We start from the raw sequence: 15,182 nt of genomic DNA on the forward strand, positions 1-15,182 counted from the left end.
CAAAAAACGCCCCCTCCCGATCCGGGAGAGGGCGTCGTGCGAAAGGAAGGATGGGGATCATTGGAACTTGCGGATCCGCTCAAGCCTGGCGGTCGTCTCGCGGATGGCCCGGGAGGCGTAGCTTGTCACCGTGAAGTGCTCCAGCAGTAACAGAATCAGGCCAGCCACGAAAACCACCGGGAAGAGAGTAGCCGCCTCTTGCGTGAAGATAGCGAGGGGATAGAAGACGGTCGGAAGGCCGACGTTGTACCAGCAGTACCCCGGTTGGCCGTCCCCTCCCCGGCGCCCGATGATGAGGACAAAGGAGGAGAGCCACGATACCGCCAGCACCAGATAAAGGGCGGCCGGTGGCGGCCCTTCCCCAACCATCTCCCGCACCTCCGCCGGGATCAGGCTGAAGAGCCCCGAGGAACTGCCGTAAAGGGCGGCCGCGCTCACCGCCATGAAGAGGACGATCCCCCACAGGCCACGGCGGGAAAGAGCATGGAGGGCGTCCAGTTGCTCTTCCATCCGCTCGCAGGTGGTCTCGTGGACCGGCTCATATATCGAACGCACATGGTGAACGGCACTCTTAGGTCGAAGCTGCTCTATCAGGTGTCCTAACATGGCGTGCCTCCTTTACCGTACCGCATCAGTGGCTGCTATCCTGGCAGGTGTCCCCCTCCGCCGTGGCGTGGCCCGCCGCAGTATTCGGGGTAGTGGCGGACCGGGCGGTAGCCGGGAGGAGCCAGCGCATCGTCCTCGCTCGGGCCGTGGTGGTCGTCGTGTTTGGGGAGCTCCTCCCACCCGGTGAGCATCGGTTTGATGTAGGCCATCGGGGTGGCGCCCAGCGTCGCCAGGTAGACATGGGTGAAGAGGAAGGCACAGAGCGAGCAGGCCAGCAGGAAGTGGAGCCCGTCGATCACCTTCAGCCCCCCCCAGGCGAGGATCAGCACCCGCAGCGGGGTGACGTTCATGAGCAGGATCCCGGTCAGCCCGACCAGCGGCATGAGGACGAACATCACGGCGAGGTAGGCAGACTTCTGCATGGGGTTGAACTTCTCCTCCGGAGTGGCGTGGAAGGGACTCGGCCTCCCGAGGAAATACCAGAAGCAGTAGAACATGAGCTGGCGAACGATGCCGTGCTTCAGGTCCTCCTCGTTCGGGATGTAGAGACGGTCCAGACTGTGTTTGACCATCTTGTAGTAGAAGAACCAGAACGAGAACGAGACGGAGACGATCACGCCGGCGACATTGTGGACGTGGATGGCGTTGCGATAGCTCCCCAGGATCTGGACGGTTTCCGGAAAACGGATCTGGGTTCCGGTGACTATCAGCGTGATGATGCCGAAGGCATTAATCCAGTGCCAGATCCTCACCGGTATCGGCTGCAGGTATATCCGTATTTTCTCTTTCATCACGGTTCCTCCTCTTCTTTTCTATTCTTGCGGGTCAGGAAGCGCAGCGTACCGTGCCCGACCGGCATGATCAATCCACCGCAGATAATGGCCAACCCGACGACGTTCATCCGGGAGCTCTTGGTCGATCCCATCAGGTAGAAATCGGGGGTGCTGTACACGACGTCCAGCACGGGTCCCCTTTGGACGGCGATCCGCTGGAAGGTGCCGCCCGCCTGGGGGAGCGAGAGATAGCTCTTCTGCATGTGGGGCGTACCCGAGGCGTGGCAGAAGGTGCAGTTGCGGCGGTCATCCAGGATCTCGAACTTGTGGCTGGCGACCTCCGGCGTCATCATCCCCTGCAGCCTCAGAAACCGGTGGGACGCATCCTTGTTGAAGGCGCGCAACTCGTCGATGGAGATGGTGCGGTCCCCATTGGTGTCGATGAGGGAAACGACATCTTTGCCCCCGGCGAGTCTCTTGAGATCGTCATAGGTCGCCAGTTCCGGCCGGCCGAAACGGGAGCCATCTTTCCCCTTCACCACGTAGAGGCTTAAGTAGTAGTCAGGTGACGCCGTGTGGCAGGTGATGCAGGGAAGCATTCTCAGGTGGAGGTCCGCCTGGGGGAGCCATTCGCTGTGCTTGGCGGTCATTTCGAAGCCGTTGTGACATCCCGAGCAGATCTTGTTGATCTCCTCCCCGGATATCTCGACCGGTGTCTTGACCTTGTGGGGGTTGTGACACCCGGCGCAGCCGGTCTTGCCGGCGTGAATCCCGGAGGCGTACTCCTCGCTTTCGGCCTGGTGGCATGCCCGGCAGTCAGCCTTCGCCGCACCGGCCGCAGGATGGGTGACGGCGGAGCCGCCATGGCAGGTAGGGCAGCTGATGTTTGCATGGGTGGTGTGAGCGTACCTGGCCCTGTCCACGAAGAAGGCCGGCTTGACCTTGGCGGCGTCGGCATGACAGACAAGACAGGCCTCGTTCCTGGCGGCTGAATCCCCGTAGGAATAGCCGGCTGCGTTCTCTCCCGCCGCACACAGCCCCGCAAAGGCCGCGAGCGCCATGATTACGATGGGCAGGGTGATGAAGTTTACGCGCTCTTTTTTCACGTGGACCCTCCTTTGCTCCCGAGTTCCCCCGGCTAGCGGGATTGCTCTCCGTTGGTATTGTCTCTTTCCCTAGGCACCCCTTTCCTGAAGCGGGAGGGGAGCTTGATTCCGAATATAGGCAGTACCTGCGTCACGATGATCAAGCCGCAGAAGCCGAGGAAAAGCCAGATGGCGGTGCTGCTCCCTTCCTCGGAGGCCCTCTGGGCCGCGGTCAGCGAAAGAAAACTGGTTGCCACGACCAGGGCGGCCAAAGCTGTCAGCCACCACGCGCTGGTCACCGGATGTCTCCCCTCCTCACGGCTCATTCCCTCTTCCAGTTCTGCGTCGATCCCCGGTTCGGGAGCGGCCTGGCTGCTGTGGCTCGCCTCCGGGAGTGCCCCCGCCTCGTGCTGCTTCTTCCCGAAGGCGCACTCCACGGCCTGACTCAGTTCAGCGGTGTCGTCCGGCGACGAGGGTCTGAGGGCGTGGTAGAAGATACCCTCGTTGCGTACCTGGCGTGCCTCGGCCAGCGGCATCTCATCGGAGACCATGATGACGTTCAGGTGGCGGTTGCACTTCTTGAGCAGATGGATCAGGTCCCGTGAGGAGACCTTCTTGTCGAAGTCGCTACTGAGCAGCAGGACGGGGGTCTGCTTCTCCAGGATGCTGCACAGGACGTGGACGGCCGAATCGGTGGTTTCTACTGCATAGCCGGCCTTCTGGAAGAAGTCCGCGAGTTGCCGACGGTACTTACCATCTTTGTCCGCTATCAGGATTCCTCGCTCGTCCATACTTCACCTCGCACCGTTGCGGCAGACTTTGAGGCTACTTCTTCTCCTCGCCGACAGCCACCTTCGCTTTTTTGCCGACCATGCCGTAGATCCCTTTCAACATGGCGCCGAGAAGCATGATGCCCGGGATGACCTGGACCACGATGACGGCAGCCAGGAAGAATAGGAAGAGTTTGGCCATAACGCCGCTCGCCGCGGAGAGGTCGGCTACTCCGGCGATGAGGAAGGTACCGGCGACGACCAGACTGATGATGGACCAACTCGAGACACGCGATGCCAGGGTGTTTTCGCTTTTGGTTTTCATGACGCTCTCCTTGCGATTGTATTTTTTCCGGTGGGTCAACCATTAAAGAGCAATCATGATGCCAACTTGCCAATATCACAAAAACGACTAACATATCAGCCGGTTACACCAATTTCATTCTCAGCAGGGAAAGTCCCCTTTTCTCGCGAAAGAAGAGTGCCGATGGAGTGCGGCCACAGCGTCATCAGCGTATTTTCAATAACTTGCGGCGGAAACCATCCCTCGAGTGCGACCAACCCTTCTTTCCTGCCGGGCAAGAACGATTCCTGCCGCTCAGGAAAAAAGGAAGGAAGGCAAAGTGGGGTGCGCGGGGACGAGGAGTGGAGGAGTGGAGGAGTGGAGGAGTGGAGGAGTGGAGGAGTGGAGGAGTGGAGGAGTGGAGGAGTGGAGGAGTGGAGGAGTCGAGGAGGTTGGGAGTTGAGGAGGTTGGGGAAAGAGCTGGAGAGTCGGGGAGGCGCTGCCGGATGCATTAAGGATCGCGTCGAGGTTGGCGAGTGGACTGAGAGTGGGGCGGGGGACCAGGGTGCTCGCGGGAGCGGCTAGCGGGTAAGCTGGTGGGACTTGAGGAGGGCGTAGAGGCGCGACTGAGATAGACCGGAGAGACGGCACGCTTCGGCAATGTCGTGGCCGGTCAGCGACATGAGGTCGCTCAGGTAGCGTTTCTCCGCGTCGGCGTAGACGTTCTCGCGGAACTCGTTGAGCTTCGGAAGCTCCGAGGGAGGAAGCGGAGGGGGCGCAATGGAGGAGTCCCGGTCATGGTGCCGACGCACCTCCTCCTGGGCAACTTGGACCCGGATGTGAGTCGGCAGGTGCTGGGCGAAGAGTATTGGCTCGTCCCGGGCCGCCAGCACGCTTCTCTCGATGGTATTGATGAACTCACGGACGTTTCCCGGCCAGGGGTAAGCGAGGAGGGTTTCCATGAATTCCGGGCAGCTCCCTTTCGGGGAAAGACCGTACCGTTCACAGAAGCGGTCCATGTAGAAGCGGGCCAGGTCCTTGATGTCGTCCAGCCTCTCCCTCAACGGAGGAAGCTCGATGACGAAGGTGCTGAGCCTGAACAAGAGATCGCCGCGGAAGGTTCCCGATTCCACCATCTCGTCCAGATTACGGTTGGTGGCCGCCACCAGGCGGAAGTCGCTCTCCACCTCCCGATTGCTTCCCACCGGGCGGAAACGCCGCTCCTGTAGTACCCGTAGAAATGCTTTCTGGGCGGCATGGGGAAGTTCCCCGATCTCGTCGAGGAAGAGGGTCCCCCCGTTCGCCTCCCCTACCAGCCCCTCCCGGGCCCGCTCGGCGCCGGTGAAGGCTCCTTTCTCGTGACCGAAGAGAAGGCTTTCCACCAGGGTCTCCGGGAGGCTTGCACAGTCAGCCACCACGAACTGGCGGCCGGCCCTCTTGCTGTTGAGATGCACCGCGCGCGCGAAGAGCTCCTTGCCGGTGCCTGTTTCTCCCAGGATCAGCACGCCTGCGTCGCTTCCCGCCGCCTTGGCCACCAAGTCGAGGCAGCCGTTGAGGCGGGCGCTGTTGCCGATGATGTTTTCCCGTTTGAGCGCCACGACCCCCGCGGCGGCCGCCTGCTTCTTCTGCTTGCGGTACTCCAGGGCGCGGGTGAGTGCCAGGGTGATGTCCTTGACGGAGGCCCCTTTCTCGATGTAATCCCAGGCGCCGTGCCCGATGGCGAGCTCGGCTCCCCGCGGGTCGCCGAAACCGGTCATGATGATGACTTCGGGTCGCGAGGGGGCCTGGGCAATACGGGGAAGGACGTCAAGGCCGTTGCCATCGGGCAACCGGACGTCGAGCAGGACCAGGTCGAACTCTTCCGCCACCCGCACCAGCCCATCCTTCAGGGTCCGCTCGCAGACCGCCTCGTGCCCGGCCCGTTTCCCGACCAGGGACATCGACTGGCAAATCGTTTCCTCGTCATCGATGATCAGAATGCGCGCCATGTTCTCCTTGCCCTTCCTGTGGCCGCGTGAGAGCCCGGCGGATAGCCGCCGCCATTTCCTCCCGGTCGAGCGGCTTGTGGGCCACCTCCCGGATACCTTCCAACTCCTCGCCGGCCCGCTGCAGCGCCTTTTCGGCGGCAGGGCCCAGCCCCGTGCAGAGGATGACGGGGATATCGGGCCGGATGGAGATCACTTCCCGGGTCAACTCGGTGCCGGTCATCCCCGGCATGGTCTGATCCGTGATCACCAGGTCGAACTCGTCCGCCCGCGCCTTGAAGAGCTTAAGCCCTTCCAGGCCGTCCCGTCCCACGGTTACCCGGTACCCCATCCTCTCGAGCATCTTCTTCGCCGAGAAGGCCACCTCCTCCTCGTCGTCGACAAAGAGGATCCGTTCCCCTCCCGAAAGGGCCAGAGCGGGCGCCTTTACCGCCGGCTCCGCCACCCCCGGTTCGCCGATGCGAGGGAGGAACACCTCGAAAGTCGATCCTTCGCCGGGGCGGCTGCTGACGGTAATCGCCCCGCCGTGGTTTCTCACGATGCCGTGGACCACCGAGAGCCCCAAACCGGTCCCCTCCGTCTTACCCTTGGTGGTGAAGAAGGGATCGAAGATCCGTTCCATGACCGCCGGGGCCATGCCGTGCCCGGTATCCTTGATGGTCAGCTTGAGATAGCACCCCGACGGGAGGTCGGGCCCGCCGGTAGCGGCGGCGGTATCGAGACCGACGTTCTCGAGGGCCACCTCCAGCGTCCCCCCCTTCTGCCCCATGGCGTGGATCGCGTTGGTGGTGAGGTTCATGATGATCTGGTGGATCTGGGTCGGGTCCCCCATGATGAGCCCCAGGGGGTCGGCGATCTTGGTGCGGACCGAGATGGAGCTGGAAAACGATCCTCTCAGGAGGTTCAGGCACTCGTTGAGGATGGGGGCAACCTCCACCGGCTGGCGCTCCTGCTCGCCTTGGCAGCAGAAGGTGAGTATCTGCCGGACGAGCTTTCTCCCCCGGTGGCTCGACTTCAGCACCACCTCCATAAGTTCCTTAAGCGAGCTCTCCTCCGGAATATCGTCCAGGGCGAGCTCGGTGCAGGTGATGATCGAGGCCAGGTGATTGTTGAAGTCGTGGGCGATCCCGCCGGCCAGGGTGGCGATGGCTTCCATCCGCTGGGCCTGCCGGAGTTGGCGCTCCAGGTGTACCTCGTGGGTGACGTCCCGGATCAGCACGGCATGGTTCGACACCGCGCCGCTGGCGTCCAGGATGGACCAGAGCCGGGCGTCGATCTCGTAGAGGTCCCCACCCTCACCCTTCTGGATGAAGTTTCCGGTCCGCTGGTAGCCGTTGCAGAGTGCCGTCCAGATGGCGCTGAAAAACGCCCCCGTCTGCCGCTCCTCTCCGAGAGTATTGATCTTCTTTCCCACCATCTCGTCCGGGATAGGCCCGGTGATGCTCCGGATGGCGGGGTTCACGTACTTGATGGTGCCGTCCGGGTCGAGCAGGATGATCCCTTCCATCGACTGCTCGACCACCGAGGCGAGCATCTTTTTCTCCTTCTCCACGACGCGCCGCTCGGCGTTCATCCTGAGGGTGGAGATCCCGAAGGAGAGATCCTGGGCCAGTTCCTCCAGGAGCTTGACCTCCTCCTTGCCGAAGGCCCGTTTCTCGGCGGCGAAGATCACCAGTGCGCCCAGCGGGTGGCCGTCGCTGGTCAGCGGAAGCGAGATAGAAGAGGCGAAGCCGTGCTTGATCCCCTCCTCGCGCCACAGTGCCCAGGAAGGGTCGTAGAGGATGTTCTGGACGATGCGGGTGGTGCCGGTCCGGATGGCGGTCCCGGTCGGGCCCCGCCCCCGGTCGATATCGGCCCAGCTCATGTCGAGGCTCGTGAGGTAGGCATCCTGATCCCCCCACTGGGCCACCGGCCGGACCTTCTTCCAGCTGTCGTGCTCCGCCATCCCCACCCAGGCGACCTTGTAACCGCCGATCTCGACGATGGTTCTGCAGATCTCCTTCATAAGCTGCAGCTCGTCGGTGGCGCGCACCATGGCCTGGTTGCAGCCGCTGAAGGTCTTCAGGGCCCGGTTGACCCGCGAGAGCGATTCCCTGCCGCGGGAGGTCTCGCTATCCGAGCGCCTGATGAGGAAAAAGAGGAGAGCGGCGGTGGCGAAGATGAACAGGGTATGGCTGGCGGTCTCGGCAGTTACCTTGGCGAGATCGCCGGGATTGGCGATGGCGACCGGGAAGAGACAGAAGACCGCCCCCCAGGCGACCCCGATCACCGCATAGATGATGCTGATATTGAGAGGGGTGAGCCTTCTGTTCAACTGCCTGGCATTCATGATTCCCTCCTCTCGCCACGGCATGGCAACCGGCTGACAACGAAGAGAAAAGCTCTGACAGCCCCGCCGGGTACGGGACGCACAGGCACCCTTGGAACGCTCCCTGGGGGGGCTCCTTCGCTGGCAGGTGCCTCCCCCCTCGCCTTACGGAGATGCCTCTTCGCGCCGGAGATGAAGCCGCCGCGGAGAGAAGGGGTGAAGCATACCCGTGAGGGGCTAGATCGGATGAGGAGGTCAGTTGACCCCTTTCTCGAAGTAATCCTTCACCGAGATCCCGAGCCGTTTGAGCATGGTTTGGAAATTGGGACGGAGCATACCGGTCTCCTCGGCGGCCCGGGAGATGTTCCAGTTGCTTCGTTTGAGCGCGTTCATGACGAAGGCCTTCTCCACGCTTTCGACCGAGCGGTCGCGTATCTGGCGTTTCATCTCCTTCAAGTCCTCGGCGGTGGTGGGGACATAACCGTCGAAACCGGGGGCGCCTTCCGCCGCCTCGGCCAGCTCCAGGTTCTCTTTCTGGACAACGCTCCCTTCGGCGAGCACCACGGCCCGCTCGATGGTGTTGACCAGCTCCCGCACGTTGCCGGGGTAGGCGTAATTCTCGAGGAACTCCATGGCGTCGGGGGCGAACCCTTTGAGGTCTTTGCCGACCTCCTGGACGAACTTGTTGAAGAAATGGCGGATGAGAAGCGGGAGATCACCCTTGCGCTCGCGCAGGGGGGGAAGGTCGAGGGGGATGATGTTGAGGCGGAAGTAGAGGTCCTCGCGGAATTTGCCGTCCGCGATCATCGGCTTGAGATTTTTGTTGGTGGCGGCGACCAGGCGGATGTTGAACGCCACCGGCTGGGTCCCGCCGATCGGGGTCACCTGGCGCTCCTGGAGTACCCGCAGGAGCTTCGCCTGGGTGGAGAGGCTGATGTTGGACACCTCGTCCAGGAAGAGGGTGCCGCCGTCGGCGACCATGAGAAGTCCCATCTTGGTCTGTACGGCGCCGGTGAAGGAGCCCTTCACGTGTCCAAAGAGCTCGCTCTCCAGGAGGTTCTCGGCCAGGGCGGTGCAATCCACCGCCACAAACGGCTGATCGCGGCGGGAGCTGTTCTTGTGGATGGCACGGGCGGCGAGCTCCTTGCCGGTCCCGCTCTCCCCGGTGATCAAGACCGTGCTGTCAGTGGCCGCGACCTGGATGATGCGATGGTAGACCTTCTGCATCTCGCGGCTTTCTCCCACGAACTGGTCGAAGCCGTGGTGGCAGTCGATCTCCTTGCGTATGTAGATGTCGTCGGGGGAGTTCTTCTTCTGTTCCAGGGCCCGGTGCACCTTCTCCAGGATCTGGTCGGGGGCGAACGGTTTCACGATGTAGTCGACGGCGCCGTTTTTCATGGCGTCGACCGCGGTCTCCACGGTGGCGAAGCCGGTGATCATGATGACCGGTTTGTCCGGCTGCAGGATCTTGACCGCATTCAGTACCTCGAATCCGCTCATACCCGGCATCTTCAAGTCAGTGATGATAAGGTCGAACTCTCTTTGCTGCAAAATCTCTATGGCGGTGTGCCCGTTCTTGGCCACTTCGACGGCAAAGGAATCGCCTTCCAGGATGCGTGTGAGTCCCTCCCTAATAACAGCTTCATCATCGACTACAAGGATGTTCATAGCCCGACCCTCTTAGCGCATTGAAAGATGCCAGTGAGATCCATTGCAGTGCCACCTTTTGTCTCATGCCTCCCGGGATGAGACAGCGGGTCAGCCGTAGGGCGCAATTATGCTGCTTCACTATGTCTCACAACGACACCATTGTCAACCAAAAGTCATGAAAATGGCTTCACAGCAAATTCACCAATAAGTAATACCCCAAAACCCTGCCTGAACAAAGACCCAACTTCAGCTGCTTACCGGGTTCACCGTCACAATAAACGGGTGTATGTCCTCCCCATACACTCGGCACAGACAGTGTCTGCTTTGCAATATCTTGCTTTTACTGATTATTTTCCCCCTTCCACGAACAGGCAGGACCGGCAGACTGTATAGCGGCGGTATACAGGGCGGGGGGTGCCGGCGGTTTCACCAAGGCATTAAACTCCTTTATTTTCAACATGTTACCAATAACAGCGCCCGATGGCACGCTCGATGCTATTAAAGGTTACAAACGATATATCTGCCATCAGATGACGCTAATGCTGCCGAAAAAGGAGAACACCATGAAAACCTTATCTGCAACGGCACTATCGCTGGTCATCACCGCCACCCAGGCCCTCGCCTCCGGAGGGGAGAATCACGAAGGGATGGGGCTCCTCACTACGTTTTTCATCGCGTTCGCGGTGCTCATCATTCTGTTCCAAATGGTACCCGGCCTCTCCCTCTTCGTCGGGATGCTGAAAGGGATCTTCTCCTCCGAAAGACGGGAGAAGGAGGTCGTCGGAGGCAAGTAGGGATAAGCGCCCCGGCCAACGCCAAGGCGACGGGTACCACCAGCATGAGGGCAAAGCTATGCAAGGACTACTCATCGTGGATGAAGACATGGACTGCCGCAAACAGATGGCCTCCATGTTCATAGAGTTTGGCTACAACGTGATCGTAACGAACTCGGTGGAAAGCGCTCTCTCCGGGATCCTCAAGAAGACCGCCCAGGTGGTGCTTCTGGGAACCAAGTTCGACGAACTGACCGCCGCCGAGTTGATCCCGCTCCTGAAGCAGTGCAACCGCAAACTGACCATCATCCTGGTCGCAGCCGACACTTCGCTGCCGCTCATCAGGAAGCTGAGAACCGAGGGGATCTTCTACCACGCCCTCAAGCCGGTAGACGCCGAGGACCGGGAGGAGATCAGACAGGCGGTGCAGTGCGCCTTCGAGAGCGTACGGCTGCAGCCGACCTGACCACCAGACCGACGACAGCAATGAGCTGAACAATAGGCGAGAAACAACACCAAAAGGACACCAAGGAGGAACACCATGAAAACGACATCGAGGCTCCCAGTGGCAGTGAACGCGGCTCTCATCACCCTCATGTGGACCATCAACGCCCACGCCGCCTCCACCAACAAGGTCTTCATCAGCAAGATCGGCATCTTCATCTTCCTGGGCTTCTGCGCCCTCGTGCTGGTGGTCCAGCTGATCCCGGCCATGATGACCCTCTACGGGATGCTCAAAGGGGTCACCAAGGAACAGGAGAAGGCAGCCAGCCGGGTAAGGGGACACTGATTAGCCAACCCACTCTCAGGATAAAGGAGTAAGGCCATGCTCGACCAAATCGGACAATTCAAGGAAGTCTTCACCCTGGTTGACTTCTACCAGTACATAAAAGGTGTCGAATACCTGATCTGCGTCGCCTTCTTCATCGGGTTCCCGGTGTTCTACCGCTACCTCCACAAGCGCGAGCAGGACGAGAAGACTGCCCCGTCGCAGCACTGACGGTCATCTGAACACCTCTTTCATGCGACCCATTACCAAGGGCTGGGGGGCGCCGACCGCCCCCCGCACCTCAGGAGAACGACATGCCCTCTTTCAGAACCTTCATACTCGCCGCCCTCGCGCTGTCCCTGATGGCGACCCAGGCATGGTCCACGTCGTTGCCGGACAGCGTCACCCTCAACCAGAACGGCAAGCTCTACAAGCCATTCAGCTTCGATCACGCGAAGCACATCTCGCTCATCAAGGAGTGCTCCGACTGCCACCACCACACCACCGGCACCCTGGTGACCGATCCCAACTGCGTGAGATGCCACGCGAACTCCAGCCCGACCGCGGTGGTCTCCTGCAAGGGATGCCACTCCTCCACCCCGTTCAGCCCCGCCACCCTGGCCGAAAAGCGCGAGGCCAAGGGGCGCTACCACCTCGACAAGATCGGGCTCAAGGGGGCCATGCATGAAAACTGCATCGGGTGTCACAGCAAGCGCTCCCAGGGGCCGGTCGGCTGCCAGGAGTGCCATCCGCGCACCAAGGATGGTGACGCCTTTTACAACGCCGACAAGCAGGCCCGCGGCCCGGCCGCCAAACATGCCAAGAGCGAATAACCCTTAGGCTAGCCCGCAAGTCCATCATCTATTCCGGAGGAAACCGCGATGAAACGTAGAAATTTCCTGAAAGCGTGCGTCATAGGCGGAGCAACCATCACGCTGGGCAAGACCAACAAGGGGTGGGCGAGCGGCTCGTTCGAGGGATATCCCGAGGCGATGGGAGTCCTGGTCGATACCACCCGCTGCATCGGCTGCCGCAGCTGCGAAGCCGCCTGCAACAAGGAGCAGAACCTTCCCGAGCCGGAGACCTCCTTCACCGACAAATCGGTCTTCGAAGAGAACCGGCGCCCGACCTCCACCGCCTACACCGTCGTAAACGAGTACGAGAAGAAGGCGTCGGAAGGTCCGGTCTACCGCAAGATCCAGTGCAACCACTGCAACGAGCCGGCCTGCCTCACCTCCTGCTTCGTCAACGCCTACACGAAGACCAAGGAAGGGGCGGTCATCTACAACCCGAAGATCTGCGTGGGATGCCGAAACTGCATGATCGCCTGCCCGTTCAACGTCCCGGGCTACAGCTACGAAAGCGCGACCAACCCGGTGGTGAAGAAATGCATCCTCTGCTACGACACCCGCCTCAAAAACGGCAGGCCCCCCGCCTGCGTCGAAATCTGCCCGCAGGAGGCCCTGACCTTCGGCCACCGCGCCGACCTCGTCAAGCTGGCCCACGAGCGGATCAGGGAGAACCCCGAGCGCTACTACGACCACGTCTACGGGGAAAAAGAGGTCGGCGGGACCAGCTGGATGTACCTCTCCCGGGTACCGTTCGACAAGATCGGCTTCGACACCACCCTCTCCAACGATCCGATCATCTCCAACGTGAAGGACTTCCTCGGGATGGTGCCGATGGTGCTCTCCATCTGGCCGGCGCTCTTCTCGGGGATCCACCTCCTCTCCAAGAAGGAGGGGCACGATGACCACGGCCACCATAACGAACCCGGGCAGGAGGGATAACCAATGAAAAGATACGTGAAGCGAGGTTTCTCACCGGTAACCTCCCCGTTCAACGAGAACGGCGACAAACGGACCGTGATGAACAAGCTCCTCCTCGGGCTCACCCCGGGCGAGTACCTGGTGCAGGCGCTCAGGAACCCCTTCAACTGGGTGCTGGCCGTCATCTTCGCGATCGGGATCCCGGTCCTTATCGGCCGCTTCTACTACGGCCTCGCCTGGGCGACCAGCGGCTCCTACGACTACCCCTGGGGACTCTTTTTGGGCTTCGGCCTCTTCGCCATGGTCCCCCTCTCCTCCTCGGGCTTCCAGCTCGGCACCGCCTGCGAGATCTTCGGCAGGCACGACCTGGAACCGATCGAGCGGCTGGCACTTTTGAACGGTCTGCTGGGCTACTTCTTCGCCGTCATGTACCTGTTGGCCGACCTCGGCCAGCCGTGGCGGCTCCCCTACCCGATGGTGGTCTCCTTCGGCCCGGCCGCCGTTCTCTTCCTGGTCGCCTGGCACGTCGCCACCTATCTCTCGGTGCAGGTCCTGGAGGTCTCCTCCGCCTTCTTCGAGTGGATCGGGCTTCCCGCCGGCAAGGCCGCGGTGAGAAGGATCACCCTGGGGTTAACCGTCGCGGGCATCATCCTTTCGACCCTGCACCAAGGTGCGCTCGGCGCGCTCTTCACCTACGCCCCGGGGAAGGTACACCCGCTTTGGTACTCCTCCTCCTTCCAGTGGCTGCACTTCTTCGTCTCTTCGCTGCCGGGCGGTCTCTGCATGGTGATCACCGTCAGCACCATCGCCAGCAAGATGATGACCTGGCGCGGCGATGTGCGGTTCCACAAGAGCCTCGAGCGTTGCCAGATCTCGCTTGCCAAGGGCGCCTGCATGGGGATCGCCACCTACATCACCATCAAGCTGATCGGGATCGCCCACGACAACAAGTGGAGCTACCTCGACACCGGCTGGGGGCAGTGGTTCATGCTGGAGATCATCGTCGGCTTCATGCTCCCGCTCGTACTGATGACCTACGGCGCCCACACGAAGAAGATCGGCATCGTGCGCTTCGGCGCCCTCTTGACCGTCATCGGCGTGGTCCTCAACCGCGTCAACACCGCGATGATCACCTTCAACTGGAAGCTTACCGAGCGCGAGATCCCGCCGCTGCGCGAGTTCATCATCAGCATCATGCTCTTCGCGACCTACATCGTGGTCTACCGTTTCATCCTCTACCGGCTGCCGATCCTGTACCAGTGGAAGGCCGAAGAAGCGGTGGAGCCGGTGACCGAAACCGAGGCGGCGCTTGAGCCGCTGCCGGTGAGAAGCCGCGACGGGCTTCCGGTTGGCTCCTACAAGTCGACCACCAGGCTGGATTGAGAAACAAGATGGCGGGGCTGCCGGCTGTCGAGGGACGGCCGGCGCCCCCCCCTTACGGTAGAGGTCAGGCAGGTCAGATAGGGCAGACAGGCAAGCGAAGGCAGGGGGAAGCTCCGCGGCCGGCAAAGATGGACCCGCGGGGCACAATCGGGAGAACGGCCATGTTCGACAAAATCGCAGGCAGGGCTCTGGTTCCAGTGGGGGTGGTAGTCACCGGTTTCTTGGCGGTCTGTTTCGTGCTGCTCTATGCCGGCATCAAGGACATCGTCATCCGGGACGCGGCCGGCCAGGCCAACAACCTGGCGGGGATCGTACTCAAGTCGACCCGCTATGCGATGATGAACTCCGACCGTACTCTCAACAACACCATCATCAAGAACATCAGCGAGCAAAAAGGGGTCGAGCACGTCCGGATCTTCAACAAGAAGGGGATCGTCGCCTTCTCCTCCCGGCCGAACGAAGTCAACCGCCAGGTCGACAAGAAGGCCGAAGGATGCGTGATCTGCCACGAGAAAGCCGTCCCGGTCGCCAGCGTGGGGGCCATGCAAAAGGCGAGGACCTTCCGCAACGCCGCCGGCACCGACGTCCTCGCGATCACCGCCCCGATCTACAACGAGCCCGAGTGCTACGAGGCAGCCTGCCACTTCCACTCTGCCTCGCAACAGGTGCTGGGGACCCTGGACATCGGGCTCTCCCGCGAGGCGACTCTCGGGGCACTCAACTCCATCAGGATGCAGATGATCTTCTTCTCGGTCCTGACCCTGATACTCACGGTGGCCGGTGTCATCACCCTCTTAAAGATCATCGTGCTGGTTCCGCTTCAGAAGCTGCAGAGGTTCACTGAGAAAAGCGAACACAACAGCAACGTAACACAGCCGACCGACCTCCCTTATGAGCTTGACAAGATTGCCAAATCCTATTACTTTATCAGGACAAAATTAGGAGAAATTGATAAATCCGCTTTGTAAAGCGCTCTGAAGGGATTGCGCTGCCAGGGAGAAAGTAACGGCGGCAGCCGGAGAGTAACA

Annotated in this window: 17 protein-coding genes; 8 read left to right on the top strand and 9 right to left on the bottom strand. The window is 61.2% G+C overall.

All coding sequences use genetic code 11. The features are described 5' to 3' along the window. Nucleotides 1–57 precede the first annotated feature (57 nt). The 9 genes from L4X63_RS00445 to L4X63_RS00485 form a co-directional block, all read right to left on the bottom strand. Nucleotides 58–606 carry a hypothetical protein gene (locus tag L4X63_RS00445; RefSeq protein ID WP_250676620.1) on the bottom strand — a complete coding sequence of 183 codons (549 nt, stop codon included), beginning with the start codon at nt 604–606 and terminating at the stop codon, nt 58–60. A 35-nt stretch (nt 607–641) separates the two neighbouring features. After that, nucleotides 642–1,397: a cytochrome b/b6 domain-containing protein gene (locus L4X63_RS00450; RefSeq protein WP_250676621.1), complete on the bottom strand. Its 756-nt coding sequence runs from the start codon at nt 1,395–1,397 to the stop codon at nt 642–644. Then, nucleotides 1,397–2,485, bottom strand: a complete 1,089-nt coding sequence (locus L4X63_RS00455) for a multiheme c-type cytochrome (RefSeq protein WP_250676622.1) — start codon at nt 2,483–2,485, stop codon at nt 1,397–1,399. Before L4X63_RS00455 ends, L4X63_RS00450 begins: the two co-directional genes overlap by 1 nt. 32 nt (nt 2,486–2,517) lie before the next feature. Next, a complete protein-coding gene (locus L4X63_RS00460; RefSeq protein WP_250676623.1) occupies nt 2,518–3,255 on the bottom strand; it encodes a DNA-binding transcriptional response regulator in 738 nt (245 codons plus the stop codon). A 34-nt stretch (nt 3,256–3,289) separates the two neighbouring features. Further along, nucleotides 3,290–3,559, bottom strand: coding sequence for a hypothetical protein (locus L4X63_RS00465; protein WP_250676624.1), 270 nt, complete (start codon nt 3,557–3,559; stop codon nt 3,290–3,292). A 95-nt stretch (nt 3,560–3,654) separates the two neighbouring features. Then, on the bottom strand, nt 3,655–3,795 hold the full coding sequence (locus tag L4X63_RS00470) for a hypothetical protein (RefSeq protein ID WP_250676625.1): 141 nt from the start codon (nt 3,793–3,795) through the stop codon (nt 3,655–3,657). 303 nt (nt 3,796–4,098) lie between these two features. Next, a complete protein-coding gene (locus L4X63_RS00475; RefSeq protein ID WP_250676626.1) occupies nt 4,099–5,505 on the bottom strand; it encodes a sigma-54-dependent transcriptional regulator in 1,407 nt (468 codons plus the stop codon). Beyond that, nucleotides 5,480–7,831, bottom strand: a complete 2,352-nt coding sequence (locus tag L4X63_RS00480; RefSeq protein ID WP_250676627.1) for a hybrid sensor histidine kinase/response regulator — start codon at nt 7,829–7,831, stop codon at nt 5,480–5,482. Before L4X63_RS00480 ends, L4X63_RS00475 begins: the two co-directional genes overlap by 26 nt. 234 nt (nt 7,832–8,065) lie before the next feature. Continuing rightward, a complete protein-coding gene (locus L4X63_RS00485; protein WP_250676628.1) occupies nt 8,066–9,478 on the bottom strand; it encodes a sigma-54-dependent transcriptional regulator in 1,413 nt (470 codons plus the stop codon). A 545-nt stretch (nt 9,479–10,023) separates the two neighbouring features. On the opposite strand from L4X63_RS00485, the gene L4X63_RS00490 reads away from it, so the two are divergent. The 8 genes from L4X63_RS00490 to L4X63_RS00525 all read left to right on the top strand — a co-directional run bounded on the left by L4X63_RS00490 (nt 10,024) and on the right by L4X63_RS00525 (nt 15,122). Beyond that, nucleotides 10,024–10,254: a hypothetical protein gene (locus tag L4X63_RS00490; RefSeq protein ID WP_250676629.1), complete on the top strand. Its 231-nt coding sequence runs from the start codon at nt 10,024–10,026 to the stop codon at nt 10,252–10,254. A gap of 58 nt (nt 10,255–10,312) precedes the next feature. Continuing rightward, nucleotides 10,313–10,699 carry a response regulator gene (locus L4X63_RS00495; protein ID WP_250676630.1) on the top strand — a complete coding sequence of 129 codons (387 nt, stop codon included), beginning with the start codon at nt 10,313–10,315 and terminating at the stop codon, nt 10,697–10,699. A 75-nt stretch (nt 10,700–10,774) separates the two neighbouring features. Then, nucleotides 10,775–11,023, top strand: coding sequence for a hypothetical protein (locus L4X63_RS00500; protein WP_250676631.1), 249 nt, complete (start codon nt 10,775–10,777; stop codon nt 11,021–11,023). Between the two features lie 36 nt (nt 11,024–11,059). Continuing rightward, nucleotides 11,060–11,233 (top strand): hypothetical protein, encoded by a 174-nt coding sequence (locus tag L4X63_RS00505; RefSeq protein WP_250676632.1) that lies wholly within the window; start codon nt 11,060–11,062, stop codon nt 11,231–11,233. A gap of 83 nt (nt 11,234–11,316) precedes the next feature. Beyond that, the gene (locus L4X63_RS00510; protein ID WP_250676633.1) at nt 11,317–11,835 is read left to right on the top strand and encodes a cytochrome c3 family protein; all 519 of its coding nucleotides are present in this window, start codon (nt 11,317–11,319) and stop codon (nt 11,833–11,835) included. 48 nt (nt 11,836–11,883) lie between these two features. Then, nucleotides 11,884–12,792: a 4Fe-4S dicluster domain-containing protein gene (locus L4X63_RS00515; RefSeq protein ID WP_250676634.1), complete on the top strand. Its 909-nt coding sequence runs from the start codon at nt 11,884–11,886 to the stop codon at nt 12,790–12,792. Nucleotides 12,793–12,795: 3 nt separating this feature from the next. Then, on the top strand, nt 12,796–14,154 hold the full coding sequence (locus L4X63_RS00520; protein ID WP_250676635.1) for a polysulfide reductase NrfD family protein: 1,359 nt from the start codon (nt 12,796–12,798) through the stop codon (nt 14,152–14,154). A 161-nt stretch (nt 14,155–14,315) separates the two neighbouring features. After that, nucleotides 14,316–15,122: a cytochrome C gene (locus L4X63_RS00525; RefSeq protein WP_250676636.1), complete on the top strand. Its 807-nt coding sequence runs from the start codon at nt 14,316–14,318 to the stop codon at nt 15,120–15,122. Nucleotides 15,123–15,182 lie beyond the last annotated feature (60 nt).

This window comes from Geomonas sp. Red32, assembly GCF_023652955.1.
GTDB lineage: Bacteria > Desulfobacterota > Desulfuromonadia > Geobacterales > Geobacteraceae > Geomonas.